Origin of the sequence: Planktothrix sp. PCC 11201 (assembly GCF_900009135.1) — a bacterium.
In the GTDB taxonomy this organism is placed as follows: Bacteria; Cyanobacteriota; Cyanobacteriia; order Cyanobacteriales; family Microcoleaceae; genus Planktothrix.
In genome coordinates this window covers 132444-155541 of the sequence record NZ_LT797703.1, presented here as the reverse complement: position 1 = coordinate 155541, position 23098 = coordinate 132444, and the positions used below count along the sequence as shown (strand labels likewise).

Below are 23098 nucleotides of genomic sequence, written 5' to 3'. Positions count from 1 at the left end.
TGATAACTGATAACTGATGACTGATTATCGCAATCCTGCTCCCACCGTTGATATTATTATTGAATTAAGCGATCGCCCGGCTAGACCCATTGTATTAATTGAACGCAAAAATCCGCCCTTTGGATGGGCAATTCCTGGGGGATTTGTGGATTATGGAGAATCCGTTGAAACCGCCGCCATTCGGGAAGCAAAAGAAGAAACGGGATTAGATATCGAGTTAATTGAACAATTTTATGTGTATTCCGATCCGAGTCGAGATCCGCGTCAACATACCCTTAGCGTTGTTTTTTTAGCCACAGCAATTGGCGAACCCCAGGCGGCGGATGATGCGAAACATTTAGAACTTTTTGAACCCTGGAGAATCCCCCAAAACCTCTGTTTTGACCATGATCGGATTCTCAAAGACTATTGGCGTTATCGCCATTACAAAATTAGACCGCCACTGAGTTGATCAGTAACGGTCTAATTTTTCAGGATGCCAGGAGGGAGACTTGAACTCCCGACACGAGGATTTTCAGTCCTCTGCTCTACCAACTGAGCTATCCCGGCTTGTTTTCACTTTCACTAATCTAGCAAATAGAATTGAGTTTGGCAACCCCCCGGCGAAGAAATTTTTTCTGATCGGCATCGATCATAGTATTTTATTCTAGGGGTTTGGTCTTCAAACCCTCTGATTAATTGACTTTGGAGATTCAGCCCTCTGGTTTGGGTTCACAAATCTTATTAGGAAGCACAACGATGAAGCACAACAAACCCCCCGCAGAGCTCATTGGGGTTGGCTTAATTTGGTTGGTGGTGGCGGTGAGCGATCGCCTCTGGTTTAGGATGGATTGGTCTGTTCCCGCTTGGGATCAGGCGGATTATCTGAATGAGGCTTTAAATTATTGGCAAGTTTGGCAACACCCCCAATGGTTTTCCGGGGACTGGTGGACTCAGATGTGGATGATGTCCCCTAAAATTCCCCCCTTGACCTATTTATTAACTATTCCCTTTCAGAATTTATTAGGAACTGGATCGGATCAAACTAATGCAGTTCATCTATTATTTAGTGCTATTTTATTCGCTTCAGTTTATGGTTTAGGAACCCTATTATTTAACCGTTCCGTAGGATTTTGGGCAACGGCTATCTGTGCAATTTTACCCGGACTTTATCACCATCGGTTACAATTTTTGCTCGATTATCCGTTAACAGCTATGGTGACATTAAGTTTCTATAGCTTGACTTTATGGTGGTTTTCTGGTCTTGATAATTCCGATAAAAAACCAACTTATTCTTGGCGGTGGGCTATTCTATTTGGGTTCACCTTTGGGCTGGCTCTTTTAACCAAACAAACGGCTCTTTTTTTCCTATTTACTCCCCTATTGTTGGTGACGGTAGGAGTTTTAAAAAAACGCCAATGGCAGCGATTTTTACAATTATTCGTAGGATTATTATTATCAATAGCGATTATTTTTCCTTGGGCGAGAACCAATTGGTTATTAATGTTAACATCGGGAAAACGAGCGACGCTTGATTCGGCGATCGCCGAAGGTGATCCGGCTTTAACCAGTTTAGATGCTTGGACATATTATTTTAAATTACTGCCCGCCCATGTTTCTTTCCCCCTATTAATTATTCCGATTATTGGTCTTTTATTCTATATTATTAAACACTATTCTTTGTCTTGGAATCAACAGCATCATCCCTTTGAACATTTCTCAAAGTTAGAATTAAACTGGATATCCTTAAAATGGTTAGCAATATTTTGGTTTGGGGGATATCTCCTCTGCTCCCTAAACCCTAACAAAGATTTCCGCTATAGTTTACCCTTACTCCCGGTTTTAGCGATTGTTTTAGCCTATTTTTTAACCTTATTTCCTCAAGGTTGGGGGCGCCAAATTCGGTGGGGAACCTTGGGTTTAGGGATAATATTAATGATGTTTAATTTATGGCCAATTGGCAGTTATCCGGTTAGACAGGTAATTAGAACTTTCAACCCGGGAAATGAACATCATGTTTATTTAGGAAACCCTTGGCCCCATGAACAAGTAATTACTGCTATGATTGCATCACAACCCTATTTAAAAAGCAATTTAGGAGTATTACCTTCAACGCCAGAAATTAATCAACATAACTTAAACTATTATGGTTCATTACAAGGTTCTCAGGTTCACGGGAGACAGGTGGGAACGAATAAAAATCATGTTTTACAAGATGTGCGATCAATGTCTTGGTTTGTGACTAAAACCGGACAACAGGGTTCAGTAAATCGGGTACAGGATGCTCAACAAATGACGATGCAAACCTTAGAAACCAGTCCCGAATTTAAGCTGAATCAACAATGGCTATTACCCGATAATAGTTTTTTGAATTTATATGAAAGAATTATTCCCTTTGTAGAAGTTTTACCTATAAAAGAATCGATTCCCAAAATAGAGTTAGAACGGGTTTTAATTCCGACTCAAGCCCCTCCTGGTCTTCCGGTTCCTGTTACTTATCAATGGCGAGGATCGTTACAGGATTTGCAGCAGGGAATTGTGATTTTAAATTGGAAGTTAACTCCTTCTAACCCCAAAGGTTTATCATCTTGGATTCATGATCATGGGATAGGAACAGGACAATTATATGGGGATGCACCGAATCAAAGTTATCAAGTCACGGAACGAATGGCGATGTTTCCTCCGGTTGATTTGATTCCAGGAAATTATCAATTAGAAGCCACTTATTTGAACCGAGAAACGGGGAAAAACTATAAAATTAACACCCCTAATATTACCTTAAAAATTGATCCTAAAACGCCTCCCGTCGCCGCCCCCGAGTTAGATTTAGTGACGCAGTTAAGACTATTAACCGTTAATTTACCCGCAGGAATTAAGGGGTTAGATCCGATTTTTGCTCAGGTGGGAAGAATTAATCAATATGATCCGACTCAAGACTATACAATTCAAGCGGAAAAAGCCTTAGAATATCGCTTAAAACAGGAGCCTAATCGATTAGATTTTGCTTATAATTTGGCTTTGGCTAATGTTTTACAACAGGATGCTGAAGGTGCGATCGCAGCCTTAAAAATAGTAACTCAACTTGATAGTAAAAATCCCAATGCTCACGCCTATTTAGGGTTTGTTTATCTGTATAATTTACAAGCAAAATTAGCAGAACAGGCCCTAAAACCAGCTTTAGAGTTAAACCCCAATCAACCTGAATTTAAGGTTTTAGTCGGGGTTTCTCAACTCCTACAGGGGAACTTTATTCAAGCTTGGCAGAATTTACAAGTCTTGAATAAAATTAAAAGTTAGGTAGAGATTGCTCAGGAGTAAATTAATTCCTAATCTAAGATAGCCCCGCGTTGTTTGAGGTTGAGTTTAGCTTCAGGAGAAAGTCCCACCACACCGACAAATTTAGCGTTTTCGATAATAGTATCGGTGAGATAAATTCCACTTAAATTAGAACCGCTTAAATCTGCATGACTTAAATTAGCCCGGGTTAAATTGGCTCCAATTAAGTTAGTTTCTTTCAAATCTGCATAACGTAAATCCCGTTCTATTCCCCCTTGGGTGACAATTTCTTGAACCAGTCGCCATTTGTCACTCAGTTGGGTAGTTTCATCAATTAAGGTTCCACTTAAATTTGCTCCCCTGAGATCAGCCCCTAAAAGGTTAGCACTTTTGAGATCAGCCCCAATTAAATTAACTCCGGTGAGATTAGCATTGGTCAAAACTGCTCGAGTCAAATTCGCATTAATTAATTTAACATTAGTGAGATTAGCCCCGGTTAAATTTGCCCCAATTAGTTTAGTATAAATTAAATTGGCTCCACTTAAATAGGTATTAATTAAATGGGTGCGGTTGAGATAAGCACCAACTAATTTAGCTCCATTCAGATAGGCACGGCTTAGATCCGAACCACTTAAATCAGCACCACTTAAGTTAGCATTAATTAGGTTGACTCCGGTCAAATCGGCTTCGCTTAAATCCGCTTCTTGCAAGTCGGCATTAATCAGATTTGCTCCACTTAAATCGACACTACTTAAATCAACGCCATTGAGTTGAATCCCAATTAAAATAGCGCCTCGAAAATCCCTTTCCCCGTGGGTGTATTTTTCTAGTAATTGTTTAATATCCATTGTTTAATGTTTAATCTAATTCTTGTTAGCCTGACTCGACAATAAATTGGCTATTGATGAACAAAGATATCGGGGGTAAAATCTATAATTTATTACGATTCCGACGAGCAGAACGTAATAATTTCACCCGATAAGGATCGGCATCTGTACGCCAGTAGACACGATAACCCCTGATTTGAGCACAATGATCTTCTAAACATTTTAACCAACCCAGGCGCGTTTGAATCAATCCAAAGTTATCGAACAGTCCCCATTTTTCCTCTTGGTCAGAGAGTTTTACCAACTGTTGATGGTGGGGATAGTCTGGGGTGACCAAGGTGTGTTTGCGATGCAAAATTGGGGGGTTGGGGCCATCATAGGTTTGATAGCTGACATGAAGATCCCGCAGGTCAATTTGCATACAGTTACTCAGGGTCGGATGGGTTTCGAGATCAAAATCGGGGGAAAATAAATAGGAAATTTTGGGAGTTTTGATATGAAACTTAATTAAGTTTGCCCCTTCAGGACGACCCAGGGTTTGACTAGCACATCCTTCATAGAGTCGCAGTAATGGAGATAGTTTTTCCAGTGCGCAAATATGAATCCAGAGGGAATTGGCTCGTTTTTGACCCACTTCACTGTTTTGGCAATGGTTGGCAATGATTTTAGGATCACCCAGAGTATATAACATTAAATCTGCTAAATCACAAGATTTTCTATAACTACCGAATAAACCTTTTATATCATTTTTCATTGCTTCTGAAAGTTGAAACAGTTTCGGACGGCGACTAAATCGACTTAAGGCAATATAAACCAGTAAATCCTGACGGCGTTTATGGGCAATTACGTCCCATTCTTCGGGATTTGTAACTTGTAAAATAATTTGAAAAGCTCGTTTCAAACTGCCAAATTCCTGTTGCAGTTGTTCGGCTTCTGGAAGTTCGGTTTCCACGGGTAAACGACCGCGATCGCTGATAAATTCAATTAACGGTTGAAGTAATTCTTGATAATCTTCAAACCGTTTCAAAGTTAAACGAATTCGGGGAGAAGTTAACCGAGATCGGAAGCGAGAGGCTCGAAATTTTTCGGCTTCGCTCTCATCCCGAAACACAATATAAATCCCTAAATCTAAGGGAATTGCATCAACATTTAAGACTTGATCAATATAAACTTTGAGTTCTTCCTGTTGATAATATTTTTGAAAGGTATTGCGACTGGTAATCACCCCATCCCCATACACCATAATCCCTTTTTCTTGAGCATCTACTAATACTTGGGCTGCAACAATTAGGACTTTTTGAGCTAAATTCCAGGCTTGAATTAAGGCTTCCCGTCGTTCGTTTTGACATTCAATCACATTAATCACATACCCCAAATTCACAATATCGGATTCTATTTGGGGAGTTTGGGGAGAATAATAAGGATCCCATCCGCTCCCTGTATACCCCTGTTCTGTTAATCGTTGAATATCCCCCCCATATCCACAACCATAATCAAAAAAAGTGCTATGTTCTTGAAACACTTCCGCTTCTAGGGCTAAACGCACCGGACGGGATAAATGTTTACGGGGAATGGCGGCGCGATGACGTTCAATTTTGGGTGAAAAATGTAAGGCATTTTCCGAATTAAATTCGGTTAAATTATTGGTAATTTCTGAAAGTTTCATCACCCGATGATCATGGATTTCTACCCCATGTTTATGTAGGTGTTGTTGCCAACCTTTGCGAGTTCCAATGGTTCGGTATAAACGAGTTTCTGAGTGAATAAATTCCTGAAGGGATGAAAGTTTAGGTATTTCTAATAATCCTAATCTTTCTTCGGTTTTGGTGAGTTGTTTAAACTTTTGATAATTGGGATAATTAGGCGTAATAAAGGTTTCTTTTCGATGCAGAATCGGAGGATTATCACTATTAGAATAATCCATAATATTTACCTGTCCGGTTTTAACATTCACTTGAAAACTAGCTGTTAAGGCAGGATGGGGATCTTGATCAAAATCAGGATAAAATAAATAAGAAATCAATGATTGATTGGTATGAAATTTAATTAGAGTAAAGGGTTTTAATGATGGTAAATAAAAACGACTTAATTGTTCGTATAGTCTTAATACAATATTTAACTCATTTAAGGCTGAACGATGAATATATAAAGCGTTGGGTAGTTTTTTCCCTAGGGGACTTTGCTGGCAATATTGAGTGATAATATTCAGATTTTCAACGGTTATTAATAATTGATTGATCAAAATACAAGTCTGTTGATAACTGCCAAAATAGTTGGAGATTTCCCGTTGAATTTCGGGAGCAAAATCATCAAAAGCTTTGAGACGGGGGGGAACTTGTCTTTGTAGAGCTTGTATAGCCAAAAACATCAGCAAATCATTCCCAACAGCAAAATCCCGGTTAGGAGAATTCAGTTGAGTTAAAACCTCAGAGGTGGTAAGGGATTCCCCAGAGTAAGTCCGGGGAGGAAAAACAAGATGATGACTACTACTCATTCATCTGACCCCCATGAAAACGTGGCAGTTTGTTCTGATTTTAAGGCAAGAAACCGGAATTAAGAATTAAGAATAATAAAGTTTAATCTAAGAATTTCTTAACTATGGCTAACGAATCTCTGTTTCCGTCTAAATCTCCATATCTGACAATCCCAGCCCAACAAAATTCAATAATCCAACGTCGTAGGACTCATAAAGGGGTAATTTTATTATTGTTAATTGGGTGTTTTTTTGGAGGTTTAGGAATTAAACTGGTACAGTTACAATTAATTGAAGGAGAATATCATCGTATTCGGGCGGAAAATAACCGTTTACGCCTGATTCCTGTCCCGGCTAAACGGGGGCAAATTTTAGATCGAAACGGGGATTTATTAGCGGGAAGTCAACTCTCGCGCTCCGTATATTTATGGCCCCAGGAACAGTCTCCTGAACAATGGAAAATTACAGTAGAACAACTCCATGCTATTTTAAATGTTCCCGCTGCTGAGATTCTGCAAAAATTAGAAAAAACCGGATATCGATCTCGAATTCCGGTGAGAGTTAGTCCGAATCTTTCGGCTAAAATGTTTATTGGTTTAGCGGAAAAAGTCGAAAATTTACGCGGTGTTGAAGTGCGAGCAGAATCTCGGCGTCATTATCCCAATGGAAAATTAGCGGCTCATATTTTAGGTTATATTGGGGAGGCGACATCAGAAGAATTAAAAGCAAATCCTCATGATCCGATGGGAATGATGGCTGGAAAAATGGGAGTTGAAAAATTAGTAAATTCCCAAATTAAAGGCATTTGGGGGAATCGATTACTGGAAGTCGATGCCAAAGGTCAGGAAATTCAAGAGTTAGGGTTGCAATCTCCTAAACCGGGTCAATCAGTTCAGCTAACATTAGATTTAGCCTTACAAAAAACTGCCGAAAAAGCCTTGGCAAATCGTCGGGGGGCGGTGGTGGTTTTAGATGTCAAAACCGGAGCGATTTTAGCCTTAGCTAGTGGCCCAACTTTTGATCCTAATTTATTTACAAATCAGGTAACAAATCAGGACTGGAAAAAGCTACAAAGTGCTGAACAACCGTTATTAAATCGAGCTTTACAGGGATATCCCCCAGGGAGTACATTTAAGATTGTGACCACTGCGGCGGGAATTGAATCGGGGAATTTTTCCATTACTTCTAAAATCCCGACTGCTGCATCAATTAAAATTGGGGGGATTTCCTTTAATGAACATGGAAAGGGTTATGGTGTAATTGGATTTAAAGAAGCTTTAGCTTTTAGTAGTAATACCTTTTTCTATCAAGTTGGGGTGAAAACGGGAGCAGAAAATATTGCCAAATGGGGCAAAGAATTAGGAATTGCCGGGACAATTAATTTGGATTTATTGGGGTTAGATGGCGCCAATCATGGGCAAATTCCTACTCCTCAAGAGAAAGAAAAATTATATGGCGAACCTTGGTATATTGGGGATACGGTGACCATGGCAATTGGTCAGGGTTTAGTCTTAGTTACCCCGTTAGAATTAGCTGTGATGGTTTCTACCGTGGCTAATAGTGGTTGGCGAGTTCAACCCCATTTATTAATATCTCAAACTAATACAATTCAAACAAAACCGATTAAAACTAAGATTTCTGCATCTACTTTAAATCTGATTCGGGCTGGGTTAATTGATGTTGTAAAAAAAGGAACTGGACGGAGTTTAAATGATGGTTCAATTCCTTTAACGGGAGGAAAAACCGGAACCGTGGAAATCCCTGGACAGCCTGATAATGCGATGTATGTGGGGTTTGGGCCTGCGAATAAACCGGAAATTGCGATCGCCGTTATCGTCGAAGCCGGGGGATATGGGGCGGTTTCTGCGGCTCCAATTGCTCAAGATATTTTTAAAACCTATTTTAGCAAACATAGCAATAGGAAATAGGGATTTTTTTATGGGGTATTAATATCCGACTACCAATCATTTTATAAAAGGCTTCAATAATGATTTGTGAAACCCGTAGGGGTTGGGTCTTCCAACCCTCTTTAAGCCTGGGTTGGAAGACCCAACCCCTACAATAAAATATTACAACCTATTTAGGATTGCTATATGTTGTTTTAACACTTGTTTTAAATAAATTCCCGTATAAGATTTAGTGTTTTTAGCAATATCTTCCGGGGTTCCTTCGGCAATTAATTCTCCTCCTTTATCTCCTCCCTCTGGCCCTAAATCAATTACCCAATCTGCACAACGAATCACATCTAAATTATGTTCAATCACTAAAATAGAATTGCCTTTATCCACCAAACGTTGCAATACATTTAATAATTGATGCACGTCATAAAACGATAAACCCGTTGTCGGTTCATCAATTAAATATAACGTTTTTCCCGTGGCTCTTTTGGATAATTCTGATGCTAATTTAACCCGTTGGGCCTCCCCTCCTGATAAGGTTGGCGCGGGTTGTCCTAAACGAATATAGCCCAAACCCACATCCGCTAAAGTTTGTAAACGACTCGCCGCCCGGGGGATATTTTGAAACACTTCTAACGCGGTTTCTACGGGCATATTTAACACATCTGCAATCGAATATCCTTTATATTTCACCTGTAAAGTTTCTCGATTATATCGGGCTCCTTTGCACACTTCACACTGCACATAAACATCGGGCAAAAAGTTCATTTCAATCACATTAACACCCTGTCCGCCGCAGGCTTCACACCGCCCTCCTTTCACATTAAACGAAAATTGTCCGGCTTTATAACCTCTGGCTTTAGCTTCAATAGTTTCGGTAAAAACCTCTCGAATAATATCAAAAACTCCGGTATAAGTTGCGGGGTTAGATCTGGGTGTTCGACCAATGGGAGATTGATCAATTACAATTACTTTATCTAATGCGTCTAACCCTTCTATTTGTTTTAAATCCTTGGGAAAAGGGACTTTCCGTGTGAAATGATGTTGTAAAGCCGGATACAGTAATTCATTCATTAAAGTTGATTTTCCCGAACCGGAAACCCCCGTAATACTCACCAGTTTTCCTAACGGAATTTCCACGGTAATTTTGTTTAAGTTATTGCGGGTAGCGTTAATTAATTTAATGGTTTTTCCATTGCCTTTTCTTCTTTCAGTAGGGGTTTCGATTTGCTTTCTTCCTGATAAATAAGCCCCCGTTAAGGAGGTTTCAGAATTTAATAAAACCTCTATATTTCCCTGGGCGACAATTTCACCGCCATGTACTCCCGCCCCCGGCCCAATATCTACTAAATGATCCGCCGCCCGAATAGTTTCTTCATCATGTTCAACCACAATTAAAGTATTTCCTAAATCCCGTAATTTGATCAGGGTATTTAAGAGTTTTGTATTATCCCGTTGATGTAATCCAATACTGGGTTCATCTAAGACATATAAAACCCCCGTTAAACCCGCTCCAATTTGGGTCGCTAACCGAATCCGTTGGGCTTCTCCTCCTGATAGGGTGGATGCGGTTCTAGCTAGGGTTAAATAGTCTAATCCCACATCTAGTAAAAATTGCAATCTAGCTTTAATTTCCCGCAGGACTAATTCCGCTATTTTGGCTTGTCTTTCGGTTAGGTTTAACTGATTAATTCGGTTTAAACAATCCTGAATTGAAACTCCTGTTAGTTCATCGATTTGATATTGTCCCACTCGCACCGCTAGGGCTTCGGGTTTGAGTCTTTTTCCCAGACAAACTTCGCAGGGTTGATCAATTAAATATTGTTCTAATTTTTGTTTTTGTAATTCGGAAGCACTGTCTTGATATTGACGTTGTAATAAAGGCAGTACCCCGGCGTAGGGTCGATAATATCCTTTATTTTCTCGATAGCGAGAATCTGTTTCAATTAAAATAGGTTCCTCTGAACCATAAAGGATAATATGTTGTTGTTCTTTTGTGAGTTGATTCCAATGGGTTGTAATCTCAAAACCAAAGGCTTGACCCACACTATGTAAGATGGATAAATAATAGGAATTATCCTTATCTGACCAAGGGGCAATGGCCGTATAAACGGGTTGAGTTAAGTCGGGAATTACTAACTCCGGGGAAAAGGTTTTAAGATGTCCTAAACCATGACAATTCGGACAAGCCCCAAAGGGAGAATTAAAGGAAAATAACCGAGGAGAAAGTTCTTCCATCACCGCCCCGTGTTCGGGACAAGCGAAGTTTTCAGAAAAGACTAATTGTGAAGATTCTACTTCTTTAATTGAGGAGGGTTCAAAGTGATCGGACTCTAACGGATCGCGATATTCTGGATCTTTTTTATCTTCAGAATTATCATCTAAGAGTTTTATAATTGCAATTCCATTCGATTGTTTTAAACAGGTGGTTAAGGAATCCGCCAGACGTTCTTGTAGTCCTGGTTTTTTAATTAAGCGGTCAATAACAATTTCAATAGTGTGGGTATGGTTTTTATCTAATTCAATATTTTCTGAGAGTTCCAAAACCTCATTGTTCACCCTAACCCGCACAAATCCCTGGGAGGCTAAACTCGATAATAGCTTGCGGTGGGTTCCTTTTTTTCCCCTAACAACCGGAGCCAGGATCATGAATTTGGTGCGGTCTGGGAGTTCCATGATCCGATCGCACATCTCATCGATGGTCTGGGGGGCAATATTGCGATCGCACATCGGACAATGGGGCTGTCCCGCCCGACCAAACAGCAACCGTAAATAATCATAAATTTCCGTCACCGTCCCAACGGTAGACCGGGGGTTATGGGAGGTGGATTTTTGGTCAATGGAAATGGCGGGACTCAAGCCATCGATCGCATCGACGTCGGGTTTATCCAGTTGTCCGAGGAATTGGCGGGCGTAGGCGCTCAGGGACTCCACATAGCGGCGCTGACCTTCGGCGAAGATGGTATCAAAGGCCAGGGACGATTTCCCAGAGCCGGAAACCCCGGTAAAAACGATGAGGCGATCGCGGGGTAATTCCAAATCAACATTTTTCAAGTTATGTTGTTTCGCCCCCCGAATGCGGATGGTGTTGGGGGTGTTGTTGGGATAGGGTAGGGGGTCAGAGAGCAATTTTGAGTTCACTACATTTCGAGTGGTACAGTCCTTAATTATCTTAGCGTTATCGTAGATTTACTGAATACGGGAATTTTAGGTTATGTTCAATAATTGAAGATTTGGTGAAATTGTGTTAGCATAAAATATGACAAATTTGGAATAAAAGATCTGATATTTTAGATAAAATCGTAACGGAAACAAATTTGTATGAATTACGATTAGATAATACACCCAATAATCCGCGAATTTTTCTTTGTGCTTTTGTTGGAAGGCGTTTTGTCCTATTACATGGGTTTAAAAAGAAAAGTCGCAAAACACCTAAAGCAGAAATTAGTATTGCGGTTAGACGACGCGATTGCATCATTCAACAACAGGAGGGAAATTAATGACAGAAACAAATATTCAAGATGTTCTGGCTTTCCTTGAGCAAATTATTCCTGATACCCCAGAAATGCAACTCATCGAAAGACAGGAATTATTTAGATTAACCTTAACTCAAGTGATGCGAAATTTGCGAAAAAAATCAGGTTTAACCCAAGCGGAATTAGCTGAAAAAATGGGAGTAGGTCAAAGTTGGGTTTCTAAGTTAGAAAGTGCTAATAATGATCATGCTTTTGAATCGGTTTTAGCTTATTTAGATGCTTTGGGTGCAGATTTCGAGGTAACGATTTTACTTAAGGGTAAAAAAGTAGCAGTTATTCCAGCGTTGTTGAGAATGACACCAGAAGAATTTGAAGCATCACTATCAACAGTATTAGATGTTTCTGAAGAATTAGAAAACAATCATCAAGATATAAATAAAATACCCCTAAACAGAATAAAATTACCTATAGGTTGAACTCACTATATGACCGAGATCAAGATTAATAGTGCAATGGATGAAGAAAAAAAGAAACGCTTAGAAGCTAAAGGCTGGAAAGTAGGAACTGTGGCTGAGTTTTTAGAACTAACGCCCGAAGAAGTGTTATTAGTTGAAATTAAATTAGTATTAAGTCGTAAGTTAAAAGAACGTCGTCAAAATTTGATGACACAATCAGAGTTAGCTGAAAAAATTCATTCTAGTCAACCGCTTATTGCTAAAGCAGAAAATGGGGATGGTTCGGTTTCTATTGAGTTGTTAATTAAGGCTATTTTAGCTACAGGTGCTACCCCTCAAGAGATCGGAGATTTAATTTCTAGTATAGGATAGTTAACAATAACCTGTAGATTGAGATAGCGATCGCATTTAAGCATTTGTAAGATCAATTAAATGCAGTGTTATGGACTTAGAATTGTTATAAATTGGTATCAATATCAATATCCCTTTCTTTTTAAACATGAATCCAGTCGTTCAATATCTCCTGGATTTACTGTACTACCCATCCCTGTTTCAGCAGCACATTCATTTACATCTGCCTCTCTATCTCTATTTGTATCCTGATAATTCGAGGAATCACTAAATACATTAGAACAGAAATTTAGAATAAATAGTAAAATCATTGCAATTACAAAGATTACCATTGCGTTTTGGGTTACTTCATACTTATCGGCAGGTATTATAGATACTTCCGAAATAGAAATCCGTTTTTTTAATATAGTCTTTAGCTTATTTTGTATTTCATGATCAATTTCTTTCGCAGTATCAAATAAATAAAAGCTATGTTCTTGTTTTGACTTTAATATAATTTTTATTCCATTTTTAGCGATAATTATTTTTTCTACTTCCCCTAAAACACAATCAAAATTATCATCAAGTCCAATACCTTGATAATTATTTTTCATTTGTATTAAGCTGTGAGCAAAAATATATATTAATATTTTTTCTTTTCTAATCAATAAAAAAGCTATTTTTGTTTTATATCTTCCACCAATTATAATTTCAATATCAGAATAATTATTTTGATCATTAAAGATATGTTACAAGTTGAGATAACCCAGCCAAATAAACAGGTTCCCCCATCCCAACATGAGGGAAATAACTAATTTTATAAAGTAAGTTCCTTAAATCTTCTTCACATTTAATTTGTTCTTCTACACATTCCTTTTTATTAAGATAATAGTTGAGATTGAATAAAACTTAATCCTTGATTAAATTGTGATATCATTCTGCAATTCAAGCGATTTAATTCTGCTTTAATTTCGGGGGTATCAAAATCTCGTGAATTTCGATTTAAAAAACAAGCGATCGCAGGTTTATGTAGATTGAGATGAAATAGAATTGAAGTATAAACTAAGGCATCTTGAGGCATCAAACCATAACAATCTTCATGGGTTGTGGCTTCAGAGATAATATCCGCAGTCAGTGGAATAATATCTGCATGACTCAATAATCGATTTCTATATTCTGCAAATCGTCTTTTTTCTTGAACATCAATATCAACTAATAACCGGAAAAGTTCTCTAATATTATTCTGAATCAAATTTTGGTATGAAGCTGTCCGTTCAAGCTGTTTAAATTCCCGATCCAGATGTTGCTGTAAAGCTTTACGGTTTCTATCTTGACGAATTAATTTTTCATGAGGTTCAGCTAAACTATAGGCAGGAATGATCAGTTCTGCACGTCCTCCTTCACAAAGTAACAGAATTTCTTCACAGCTTTGAAACTGTTCTTGTTCAAAAACTAATTCTAGGAAAAAATTAGTCTCAACGTAGATCTTCACGCAATATCCTCATATTGAAAGTAACCTCCTGCTATCGCTTTCCCTAGTCCTGAATCAACTAACCATTGTTGAGATTGATCACTCACATTAGGAAAGATTGAAGAATGAATAATTTCTCTTAACCAAGAAGCCACAATCATTTCAAAGCTTTGACCACTAATTTTATTCGCCGTAACTCCGACTTGTTCAAAGTAAGGTTGAAAAATAGGAGTTGCATCAATAATATAAGAAGGTTCTGCGATTTGTTTTTGATGGTTGAGATTAGACCATAAATAGATTGAATCAGTGAAAACTAACATCAGATAAGGACATCTGGGAAAATTTTGACTCTCAAAAATCTTCTGGCTTAATTCTATAACCCAATCTAGTGAAGGCTTGGATCTACGCTTAACTTCAACAATTAATATCAGTTGGTTATCCCGATTATAAACTGATAAATCTACCTCCCAACGAGACTGAAAAACTTGTGATGCAGATTGATCTCGCTCAAAGGTAGTAATTTGAGGATTGTCTTTAGTATTTTTGACCTGAAGTTCTACTAACAAACGAGATGCGATCGCCTTTTGTTCCTCCTCTGGGAGTTTTTCTAGTTCTTCTATTACTTGCTGAAGTAATTTATTCATGGTTTAATTTATCCTATTCTCTGTGTTGCTTAATCCCTATCTTCTAACCCTCGTTTAATTCCCTCAATTGCTTTTTCAGTATCATCCGCTTCCCATGTTAAGATTTGATTGAGAAGTTCAGTGACAACATAATTGATATCCTGTCCTTGCTTGGTGGCTTTTTCTCGTAGTTTTGCTTCCAGTTCGGGAGTCAGTGTTACAACAATTGACATAAATATTTTTTGAGTGTTGTTAACCTTTACAGCGTATTATAGCAAGAAATTAGAGCGATCGCTGCTTAACTTCAACAATTAATATCAGGATGAGATCGCATTTTGTTCCTCCTCTGGGAGTTTTTCTAATTCTTCTATTACTTGCTGAAGTAATTTATTCATGGTTTAATTTTTCCTATTCCCGTTGTTCTTTAACCGCCATGCTATCTCTTTAATAAGCATACTTTTATTCGATTTTTTACCCCAAACCTGAGAGTGTCAAACCCAATCTTCTTCTTCGTCATTAGAATTCTGATTTTTGGGTTCAGTATCAGCTTGAATTTTCGTTTTCGGAGGCGGGGTAATAATTCGATAATCAGCATCATAAACCGTTTCCACTTTCCCGACTCCGGTACTACTAGAATCTCGATCCTCGTAGGAATAAGAATAAGATGAATCCGATGCAGTTAGGGGTTGTTTTTCTGGAGAATTTCCTCTCCCATCATCTCCTTCCCAAGTGGGGTTAAAAGGTTTAACTTCCGTTTCCCAATCATCATCATCTGCAAAACCACTCCGACGGGGTTCCGGTTCGGAAGAACTAACAGGACTAACGGAACCATAGGCGGTATAAACCGATTCTGGAGTTGGTTCGACGGGTTCGGGAGTATAACCCCAAGAAGAAGGATTAACAGGGTCTAAGGGGGCTTTAGCAGCAGGCTCAGAAGCCGTTTTAGAGGGAGAAAAAGGTGTAACCCTCTGAGGGGTAACTTGAAATAAATTATAAATGATGGAATAGGTTAATATTCCCATTGCGATCGCTATTAAAATCCAAATTGAAAGGGGCAAAGTTGGCAGTTGATTACCTAAAAAAATTAAAGATAGAGAAGGGGATAGATTTTGGATCGTAAAGATCGCTAAACCTCCCACAAGCACCAGTAAACTAATTAATTGTGTAATAGACATTTTAGGAATTAAGAATTAAGAATTACGAATGAGGATCACGAATTCAAGAGGATTACGCAGATTAACACAGATGAAAATCCGTGAAATCCGTGAAATCCTCTTAAATCCGCGTTAAGATTTAGGAAAAATAGGGTTCGTCGTTATCCTCTGAGGCTTCACTACCACCACCGACTGCAACTAAATCAATTTGTTGACGATAGTAGTCTACACTTTTCACCTGGACTTCGACATTATCCCCGAGACGGTATTGGTTGCGATTTTTGCGACCGACTAAAGTTTGTTGACGAGAACGGTATTCATACCAGTCATCCTTGAGGGAGGAAACATGAACCAGTCCTTCCACCCGTAAAACCGTACCGCCGGGGGACTTCACCTCAATTTCCACAAAGAATCCATAGGACTGAACCCCAGTAATCAACCCAATGAAGTTTTGGCCCGTGCGTTCCTTCATGAACCCGGTTTTCTTGAGTCCCTCTAAGTCCTCCTCCGCATCCACCGCCACGCTTTCCCGTTCACTCAGATGAATCACTAACTGGTTAAACTGACTTTCCAACTCATGCTGAATTTCCGGGGGGAGCACATTCCAGGTAATTTTCCCATGACAGGAAGAATGACCCAAATCCACCCGTTCCTTAGCGCGGGTGGAACGGCGATCGCGTCCTTCCTCAAACACGCTTTTGAGTACCCGCAAAATCTGTAAATCGCAATAGCGAGACAGGGGGGAGGTGCAATGGGTATAACAGGGAAGGGCCAAGCCAAAATGAAGTTTAGCGGTGGTGCTATAAACCGCCGGTTTGAGAGTTTCCTCCAATAAATAACTCAAAACCCTTTCCGCCCTGCTGTTTGCCAATTCTTCAGTAAATTGTTGAAATGTACCCGGTTCTACCTCCTCATCTTCCTCCAAAAATAATTCCGTCCCCAAATGGGTTGCTAATTTGGCTAACTCCGAGACATCAGAAGCTTCTGGAGGCGGTTGGACGCGGTAAATAGCTGGAACACCCAAGGTGTTTAAATGACTGCCAACAATTTGATTAGCCAATACCACCAACTCAGAAATCATCGACCGGGCTGGAGACAAAGAAGATAGGACAATTGGCCCTAGTTCTCCTTCATCATTAAAGTGGCAATGGGTATCGGGTAAATTGAGTTCAAAACTGCCCCTTTCTAGGCGAATTTGGCGTACCGCCCGACTGAGTTCCAGTAGGTTTTCTAGGACATTAGCAAAGGGGGAGGGTTCACCATCGAGAACGGCTTGGGTTTGGTCAAAGGTGAGTTGATGATCTACCCGGATCACACTGGGTTGGATCTCGTATTCTATGACCCGTCCGGCCATATCTAAGGTGATCATAATCGATATTGCCAATCGTTCTTCGTCGGGAACTAGGGCCAAGCGATCGCAAGAAATTGTTTCTGGATAAATCGGAATCAATTTATCCGCTAAATAAATCGCCGTTCCCCGTTTGCGGGCTTCTCGGTCAAGATCACTATCGGGGAGAATATAGTGGGCAGCATCGGCTAAATGAATTCCTAATTGCCAAAGATCGGATTTAGTTTGTTCAATACTAAAAGCATGATCGATGCAGGGGCGACGCTTGGCCCGTTCTTCATCTTCTAAAACCGAAAATTCAGGATTACCTAAATCCGGTTCAAAACTCATGGTTAAGACATTGCGAATATCAGCCCGATTTTTTAAATCGCTTTTTTTCAAGGTACGGTCAATTGCCTCGGCTTCGCGTAAAGCTCCGGCGGGCCATTTGCGGGGTAAATCGTGTTTACAACAAACAATATCTAAATCATCGGCATCTTCAGCATCGGAACCGAGAATTTGGACAACGTGACCGAGGGGACGATGGACACCAATGGGATAACGCAGGACTTCGACATGAACTAAATGATCCACCGCCTCGGCTAGTTCAGAAGGGTCATTAATTAAATCTAATTCAAATAACAACCGATCATCTAAAGGAACTGCCCGATACCCGGTTTTTGATTGTTTAATTCGAGCTAAAACTGAAGGATTAGCCCGTTCTAAAATCACATAAACTTCTCCTTCAGGGGAACGGCGACGACTACCTTCTTTAATGATTCTAACGAGAACCCGATCGCCATTCCAAGCGGTACTCAGATGACTTTCGCGAATATAAACATCTTCGGCTCCTTCAGCATCTTGAATAGCAAAACAGAAGCCTTTACTCGAACATCGTAGTTTCGCCTCCACAATTCCTTCCTCGGGAACCCGGCGATAACGACCTTTATCTTTTTCCAGAATGCCAATTCGTTCCAAAGCATCCAAAGCAATTTGAAACCTTCGGAGACTTTCCTCGTCGGGGGCGAGTTTTTTCTCTAAAGCCTTGGGGGTGACTAATTTATCATCGGAAAAATAGGCTAACAGTGTAGCGATTGAAAATTCCATGTAGCGATTAATCCTCTTTGTCAGAATCAGGTTTCGGGTATTAGGGATGGGTATTTAGTGTTAAATGGGTGAAGGTTGAGCAAAGAAGTGATTTCTGCTTTCCACACATCGGACACTCAACACCCAACCCCCAAAACCCCATCTTTAAAACACCTGGGGGGAACTTCTCACGGGCTGATTTTACCAACCCCATAAGGACAGTGTTACAATCCACGGATGCACAGAAGCCTTCCGTTAGATAGGTCGGCTAAAGGCAAACCAGAGGATACCCTAGTATCTATTCCCTTGGGCAATGCTAACTTCGAGCTTGTGGAATAGCACCCAATGTTGATTCCCTTGGTGCTTGTGAGATAGGGTATAGAATTTGTGACGTTTAGCTTCGTGAATGACTAATCTTTAAGTATATCGTAGTTTGTTTAGGAATTATTGATTATGTTGGCTCAATTGCGATCACGTTATCCGACGGGAAGTTTAATTTCTGAGCTACTCACCATTTATCTGGGAAAATATGTGGTGCGGGCGGTGGTCGAAATAGACGGGGTGATCCTAACAACGGGATTAGCCGCCGCTGATACCGTGGAGTTAGCAGAAGATCAAGCCAAAAAACGGGCGATTCAATCCCTAGATCTCGATACCACCCGACCCCAACCTTCTATCCCTAGGGAACTTTTAAAACCGACACCCCCGGAACTCAAACCGGAGGTTTCCACTGCTGTTTCTGTTCCCGCAGTCCCTCCCACCCTTGAGAGTCCGCCCCCCTTCGCCCCATCTTCTATCCCCGATGAAGATTCCGGGGGAATTCCCTCCGGGTCTCTCACCTCCGATGATTGGTTATCAGCCACCTATATTCAGCCTAAAACCGACAAGACCCCGGACAATGAGACGGAGAGCAAATCCAAGGGTTCTAAAGGACGTAGTGCTTCCTTGCCTCCGGTTCCTGCAAGTCCCGAAGGTGTCCCCACCTATCCCGATGAACCCGAATTTAGTCAAGCCTCGGCGGGTTCTGGTCGTTCTTTGGAAACAACGGATTTTTCCTCGGATATTGCTAAAACGGATATTGAATTAAAACGGCTACGGTGGACGCAGGAACAGGGTCGCGCCCATTTACAAAAAACCTACGGGAAGCGGTCTCGCCAGCATTTAACCGATAATGAATTATTGGATTTTCTGCACTATTTAGAGTCCCTTTCCACACCGACCGAATCCCCCTAAAATCGGTTTTATTCTCCCATAATATGGACGACTAATTCCCTGGTATGACGATGACGTCGATGTTCCCAGAGATAAATTCCTTGCCAGGTTCCTAATAGTAACCGTCCCTGGGAAATCGGAATTTGTTCAGAAGTATGGGTCAGAATAGTGCGAATATGGGCGGGCATATCATCGGGCCCTTCGGCATCATGGATATAATAATTGCCTTCGGGAACTAACTTAGATAAAAAGTTCTCTAAATCCCTGAGAACATCGGGATCGGCATTTTCTTGGATAATTAAACTGGCGGAAGTATGACGTAAAAATAGATGGCAAATTCCTGTTTTTATCCCAGAATTTTTAACTACTTCCTGTACATAAGCCGTAATTGTAGAAAAGGATTTTCCACTGGTTTGTACTTCCAAAATTTCTTGATAATGCGCCATAGTTAATTCGTAGTAAGCCCTTCAGGGCTTAATGATCCTTAAATATTAAAGTCAACCCATAAGATAGTCAATCACAGATTGAGCGATCGCTTCATTCCCATTTTTATCTAAGGTTTGAGATAAACGGGGTTTGATCAAAGGTTGGTTCAGAAAATTCCAATCCTGTTGAAAAAATTCCGTCGTTGTAATAATCTGGTGAGTCCCATAATTTTGTAACCATTCTAATAAAACGGGAGCTTCGGCAAATCCATCTCTAGTTAAAGAAACTACAGGAATATCTAATCTTAATGCCTCCGCAAAGGTACTATAACCGGGTTTAGAAATTACCTGACTACAAAGAGGCATTAAATCCACCGGACGCACATGGAAGGGACGGGATTTGTGATCCGGTAATTTCTGAGAATTACTGACTTGAATTAAATTGGGAAAGGGGGGTAAATGCTGATCAAAGGTAATAAACGTATAATCCGATAACCGTTCAATATTATGGTGGGGAATTGCTGATAATCCCAAACCGCCAAAAGTTAATAATATGGTTTTTTCCGGTGGGGTTTTAATTCCTAACTTTTCCCGCAGATAGTCTAAATCAAACCGAGGATTTCCCCCGGTTAAACCCACATCAATTTGATGGGGAAAAGCCGTCATCGGTTCATGGAGAGGAAACCGAAACAGGCGATCGCACCGACTAAAACAACCGCAAATCCAATCTGCTAACTCCATAAATTCTTCCCCCCAATCTCGATAGATAAAATCCCAGCCAAAATTCCCCATCATCCAACAGGGAATCCCCGCAGCTTTAGCAATTTCCGTAGCCAGGGGAGAAATATCAGCTAAGATTAAATCAACTTTATTTTGTTTAATAAAACTCACTTCCCCGGCAATAATCGCCCGTTGCTGTTGACGGATTTTTTGCCATTGTTCCAGGGTTGCTGCCTTATCCATGGTCAAACTATCGGACTGTACTACCCCCACATCAAAGCCTCGGGGACGGATAATAAAATCCCCATCCAAATAAGATTCTAATAACCATCGGGGGGCTGTTGTGACTAAAATTAATAACACATCAGGAAAACGCCTTTGAATTTCATTGGCAACCGCAGAGGTTCTAACCGCATGACCAAAGCCATGATTGGTAATCGCTAAATATACAGTAGGTCTTGACATTATGGAAAAAATTTAGTTTGGATTAGATTAACAGAAATTCAATTTTGGTGATTTGATCAAATAATCATACTTAAGATAGATAAAAATTAAGCCGATTTCACCTAAAGTCACTAAAATTAGAAACTAAAAATCCATGAAAGTATTGCTGATCTATCCTCAATTTCCTCAATCTTTCTGGTCTTATGATCGCTTCATGGAAATTGCTGGTCTCAAAGCAGTGATTCCACCGTTAGGTATTATTACAGTTGCAGCCCTATTACCGCAAGACTGGGAGATGAGATTTCGCGATCGCAATGTCGCCTATGAAACCCAAGCCGACTGGGACTGGTGCGATCTGGTGATTCTTTCTGCCATGCTAGTGCAAAAACCTGACTTTCAAGGCTTAATTCAAAAAGCGGTGCGTCTGGGTAAAACCGTAGCTGTCGGTGGCCCCTACCCCACCTCCGTCCCCCAGGATGCCCTCGACGCCGGGGCTGATTTCCTGATTCTCGATGAAGGGGAAATGACCATTCCCTTATTCCTAGAAGCTCTGAGTCGAGGCCAAACCCAGGGGATCTTTCGCTCGACGGAAAAGCCCGATGTTAGCTACAGTCCCATCCCCCGTTTTGACCTGCTGCACCGGGAGAGTTACTTGATGATGGCGATGCAGTTTTCCCGGGGCTGTCCCTTCAACTGCGAATTCTGTGACATTATTTCCCTTTATGGCCGCAAACCCCGCACCAAAGAGCCGTCCCAAGCCCTAAAGGAGTTACAAACCCTCTATGATTTGGGTTGGCGCGGTTCTCTGTTTATTGTAGATGACAACTTTATTGGCAATCAGAAGAACGTTAAATCCTTTCTGCGGGAATTGATTCCCTGGATGGAGCAACACAACCATCCCTTCACCTTTATTACCGAAGCCTCGGTCAATTTAGCCGAAGATGATGAACTCCTACAACTGATGGGAGAAGCGGGTTTTTATGCGGTTTTCCTGGGAATTGAAACTCCTGACCAAGATAGCCTCAAATTCACCCGCAAACAGCAAAATACCCGTAGTCCCCTATCCGAAGCCTGTCGTAAAATTAACCAGGCGGGGCTACTGATTTATGCCGGGTTTATCCTGGGTTTTGATGGAGAGAAGGCGGGAGCCGGCGATCGGATTCAGGCTTTCATTGAAGAAACCAGTATTCCTCAACCGATGCTGGGTATCCTTCAAGCTCTCCCCAATACAGCCCTTTGGGATCGGCTGAAACAAGAAAAACGCTTAATGGAGGAAAATGGTCACCCCACCGGCGACCAAAATACCCTGATGAATTTTATCCCCACTCGCCCCATGGCTGATATCGCCCGGGAATATGTAGAAGGGTTTTGGACGTTATACGAGCCAGAGAATTATCTGCGACGCTGTTTGCAACAATGCTTAAAAATTAACTGCTCCCCAACTAAAAAACAAACCATGCAGTTTCCCCTGGGTAAAGGGTTAAGATTAGTCGCCCAGGTCATTTGGCATCAGGGAATACGCCGACCTGAGCTTCGGGGACAGTTTTGGCGTCAACTTTGGATCATCCTGCGGAAAAAACCCCAACTGCTGAATCTGTATCTGGGGCTATGTGCGGCTGGGGAACATTTCTGGGAATATCGCGCCTTGGCTAAAGAACGGATTGAGCAACAGATTAATCTTCACCCCTTAGCAACCCCTGAAGTCAAGATCCTCACCTCCTCACCCCTACAGGTCTAAAAGGATTCAGAACTTGGGCAAATTTGGGGATTTAAGCTCATAAGTAGGGGTAATTCACGCATTACCCCTACTTTCTATGGAAGTGATGGGTAAGTCCCGTTTGGGAATCACTGAAATTGAGTCAGCCGTTAAGTTGGGTCTCAACTCAATCTTCCAAATTACACGGGAGGTTTTTATAATTCAG

General features: G+C 40.6%; 19 protein-coding genes and 1 tRNA gene. 8 read left to right on the top strand and 12 right to left on the bottom strand.

Annotation, left to right across the window (positions count from 1 at the left end; genetic code table 11):
- The first annotated feature begins 16 nt into the window (after positions 1-16).
- The gene (locus PL11201_RS15000; RefSeq protein ID WP_079679749.1) at positions 17-451 is read left to right on the top strand and encodes an NUDIX domain-containing protein; all 435 of its coding nucleotides are present in this window, start codon (positions 17-19) and stop codon (positions 449-451) included.
- 25 nt (positions 452-476) lie between these two features.
- Here PL11201_RS15000 and PL11201_RS14995 read toward each other — a convergent pair.
- A tRNA-Phe gene (locus PL11201_RS14995) sits at positions 477-549 on the bottom strand.
- 189 nt (positions 550-738) lie between these two features.
- Between PL11201_RS14995 and PL11201_RS14990 the strand changes: the two genes are divergently transcribed.
- Positions 739-3276: a phospholipid carrier-dependent glycosyltransferase gene (locus tag PL11201_RS14990; protein ID WP_079679796.1), complete on the top strand. Its 2538-nt coding sequence runs from the start codon at positions 739-741 to the stop codon at positions 3274-3276.
- Between the two features lie 29 nt (positions 3277-3305).
- On the opposite strand, the gene PL11201_RS14985 is transcribed toward PL11201_RS14990, so the two are convergent.
- Both PL11201_RS14985 and PL11201_RS14980 read right to left on the bottom strand, forming a co-directional pair.
- Positions 3306-4103, bottom strand: a complete 798-nt coding sequence (locus PL11201_RS14985) for a pentapeptide repeat-containing protein (protein WP_079679748.1) — start codon at positions 4101-4103, stop codon at positions 3306-3308.
- An 82-nt stretch (positions 4104-4185) separates the two neighbouring features.
- Positions 4186-6576: a DNA phosphorothioation-associated putative methyltransferase gene (locus tag PL11201_RS14980; protein ID WP_079679747.1), complete on the bottom strand. Its 2391-nt coding sequence runs from the start codon at positions 6574-6576 to the stop codon at positions 4186-4188.
- A 104-nt stretch (positions 6577-6680) separates the two neighbouring features.
- On the opposite strand from PL11201_RS14980, the gene mrdA reads away from it, so the two are divergent.
- Positions 6681-8483, top strand: a complete 1803-nt coding sequence (gene mrdA / locus PL11201_RS14975) for a penicillin-binding protein 2 (RefSeq protein ID WP_079679746.1) — start codon at positions 6681-6683, stop codon at positions 8481-8483.
- A gap of 141 nt (positions 8484-8624) precedes the next feature.
- Here the strand turns inward: mrdA and uvrA are convergent, their stop codons facing one another.
- Positions 8625-11594: an excinuclease ABC subunit UvrA gene (uvrA, locus tag PL11201_RS14970; RefSeq protein ID WP_144017775.1), complete on the bottom strand. Its 2970-nt coding sequence runs from the start codon at positions 11592-11594 to the stop codon at positions 8625-8627.
- A 125-nt stretch (positions 11595-11719) separates the two neighbouring features.
- Here uvrA and PL11201_RS14965 point away from each other — a divergent pair, with 125 nt between their 5' ends.
- The 3 genes from PL11201_RS14965 to PL11201_RS14955 are packed head-to-tail and all read left to right on the top strand — an operon-like array spanning position 11720 to position 12756.
- Positions 11720-11953, top strand: coding sequence for a type II toxin-antitoxin system RelE/ParE family toxin (locus PL11201_RS14965; RefSeq protein WP_079679745.1), 234 nt, complete (start codon positions 11720-11722; stop codon positions 11951-11953).
- Positions 11953-12405, top strand: a complete 453-nt coding sequence (locus PL11201_RS14960) for a helix-turn-helix domain-containing protein (protein ID WP_079679744.1) — start codon at positions 11953-11955, stop codon at positions 12403-12405. The genes PL11201_RS14965 and PL11201_RS14960 overlap by 1 nt, the downstream gene beginning before the upstream one ends.
- 9 nt (positions 12406-12414) lie before the next feature.
- Entirely contained in the window at positions 12415-12756 is a 342-nt protein-coding gene (locus PL11201_RS14955) for a helix-turn-helix transcriptional regulator (RefSeq protein WP_234996708.1), read from the top strand.
- Positions 12757-12860: 104 nt separating this feature from the next.
- Here the strand turns inward: PL11201_RS14955 and PL11201_RS14950 are convergent, their stop codons facing one another.
- The 6 genes from PL11201_RS14950 to PL11201_RS14925 all read right to left on the bottom strand — a co-directional run bounded on the left by PL11201_RS14950 (position 12861) and on the right by PL11201_RS14925 (position 18396).
- Positions 12861-13382 carry a hypothetical protein gene (locus PL11201_RS14950; protein WP_079679743.1) on the bottom strand — a complete coding sequence of 174 codons (522 nt, stop codon included), beginning with the start codon at positions 13380-13382 and terminating at the stop codon, positions 12861-12863.
- Positions 13383-13594: 212 nt separating this feature from the next.
- Positions 13595-14206 carry a PIN domain-containing protein gene (locus tag PL11201_RS14945; protein WP_079679742.1) on the bottom strand — a complete coding sequence of 204 codons (612 nt, stop codon included), beginning with the start codon at positions 14204-14206 and terminating at the stop codon, positions 13595-13597.
- Positions 14203-14829: a hypothetical protein gene (locus PL11201_RS14940; RefSeq protein WP_200816778.1), complete on the bottom strand. Its 627-nt coding sequence runs from the start codon at positions 14827-14829 to the stop codon at positions 14203-14205. The genes PL11201_RS14945 and PL11201_RS14940 overlap by 4 nt, the downstream gene beginning before the upstream one ends.
- A 29-nt stretch (positions 14830-14858) precedes the next feature.
- Positions 14859-15041, bottom strand: a complete 183-nt coding sequence (locus tag PL11201_RS14935; protein ID WP_079679741.1) for a hypothetical protein — start codon at positions 15039-15041, stop codon at positions 14859-14861.
- A 258-nt stretch (positions 15042-15299) separates the two neighbouring features.
- On the bottom strand, positions 15300-15983 hold the full coding sequence (locus PL11201_RS14930) for a LapA family protein (protein WP_079679740.1): 684 nt from the start codon (positions 15981-15983) through the stop codon (positions 15300-15302).
- A gap of 118 nt (positions 15984-16101) precedes the next feature.
- A complete protein-coding gene (locus PL11201_RS14925; protein ID WP_079679739.1) occupies positions 16102-18396 on the bottom strand; it encodes a ribonuclease R family protein in 2295 nt (764 codons plus the stop codon).
- 432 nt (positions 18397-18828) lie between these two features.
- On the opposite strand from PL11201_RS14925, the gene PL11201_RS14920 reads away from it, so the two are divergent.
- The gene (locus tag PL11201_RS14920; protein ID WP_079679738.1) at positions 18829-19608 is read left to right on the top strand and encodes a hypothetical protein; all 780 of its coding nucleotides are present in this window, start codon (positions 18829-18831) and stop codon (positions 19606-19608) included.
- Positions 19609-19616: 8 nt separating this feature from the next.
- Here the strand turns inward: PL11201_RS14920 and PL11201_RS14915 are convergent, their stop codons facing one another.
- Complete coding sequence (locus PL11201_RS14915; protein WP_079679737.1) at positions 19617-20033, bottom strand: secondary thiamine-phosphate synthase enzyme YjbQ; 417 nt, start codon at positions 20031-20033, stop codon at positions 19617-19619.
- Between the two features lie 51 nt (positions 20034-20084).
- On the bottom strand, positions 20085-21197 hold the full coding sequence (locus tag PL11201_RS14910) for a glycosyl transferase (RefSeq protein ID WP_079679736.1): 1113 nt from the start codon (positions 21195-21197) through the stop codon (positions 20085-20087).
- A 133-nt stretch (positions 21198-21330) separates the two neighbouring features.
- Between PL11201_RS14910 and PL11201_RS14905 the strand changes: the two genes are divergently transcribed.
- The gene (locus PL11201_RS14905) at positions 21331-22914 is read left to right on the top strand and encodes a B12-binding domain-containing radical SAM protein (protein WP_079679735.1); all 1584 of its coding nucleotides are present in this window, start codon (positions 21331-21333) and stop codon (positions 22912-22914) included.
- The last annotated feature ends 184 nt before the right edge of the window (positions 22915-23098 follow it).

Coding starts and splice junctions, on each gene's coding strand:
- PL11201_RS15000 (WP_079679749.1), top strand. CDS start 17: ATGACTGATTATCGCAATCCTGCTCCCACCGTTGATATTATTATTGAA.
- PL11201_RS14990 (WP_079679796.1), top strand. CDS start 739: ATGAAGCACAACAAACCCCCCGCAGAGCTCATTGGGGTTGGCTTAATT.
- PL11201_RS14985 (WP_079679748.1), bottom strand. CDS start 4,103: ATGGATATTAAACAATTACTAGAAAAATACACCCACGGGGAAAGGGAT.
- PL11201_RS14980 (WP_079679747.1), bottom strand. CDS start 6,576: ATGAGTAGTAGTCATCATCTTGTTTTTCCTCCCCGGACTTACTCTGGG.
- mrdA (WP_079679746.1), top strand. CDS start 6,681: ATGGCTAACGAATCTCTGTTTCCGTCTAAATCTCCATATCTGACAATC.
- PL11201_RS14960 (WP_079679744.1), top strand. CDS start 11,953: ATGACAGAAACAAATATTCAAGATGTTCTGGCTTTCCTTGAGCAAATT.
- PL11201_RS14955 (WP_234996708.1), top strand. CDS start 12,415: ATGACCGAGATCAAGATTAATAGTGCAATGGATGAAGAAAAAAAGAAA.
- PL11201_RS14940 (WP_200816778.1), bottom strand. CDS start 14,829: ATGAATAAATTACTTCAGCAAGTAATAGAAGAACTAGAAAAACTCCCA.
- PL11201_RS14935 (WP_079679741.1), bottom strand. CDS start 15,041: ATGTCAATTGTTGTAACACTGACTCCCGAACTGGAAGCAAAACTACGA.
- PL11201_RS14930 (WP_079679740.1), bottom strand. CDS start 15,983: ATGTCTATTACACAATTAATTAGTTTACTGGTGCTTGTGGGAGGTTTA.
- PL11201_RS14925 (WP_079679739.1), bottom strand. CDS start 18,396: ATGGAATTTTCAATCGCTACACTGTTAGCCTATTTTTCCGATGATAAA.
- PL11201_RS14920 (WP_079679738.1), top strand. CDS start 18,829: ATGTTGGCTCAATTGCGATCACGTTATCCGACGGGAAGTTTAATTTCT.
- PL11201_RS14915 (WP_079679737.1), bottom strand. CDS start 20,033: ATGGCGCATTATCAAGAAATTTTGGAAGTACAAACCAGTGGAAAATCC.
- PL11201_RS14910 (WP_079679736.1), bottom strand. CDS start 21,197: ATGTCAAGACCTACTGTATATTTAGCGATTACCAATCATGGCTTTGGT.
- PL11201_RS14905 (WP_079679735.1), top strand. CDS start 21,331: ATGAAAGTATTGCTGATCTATCCTCAATTTCCTCAATCTTTCTGGTCT.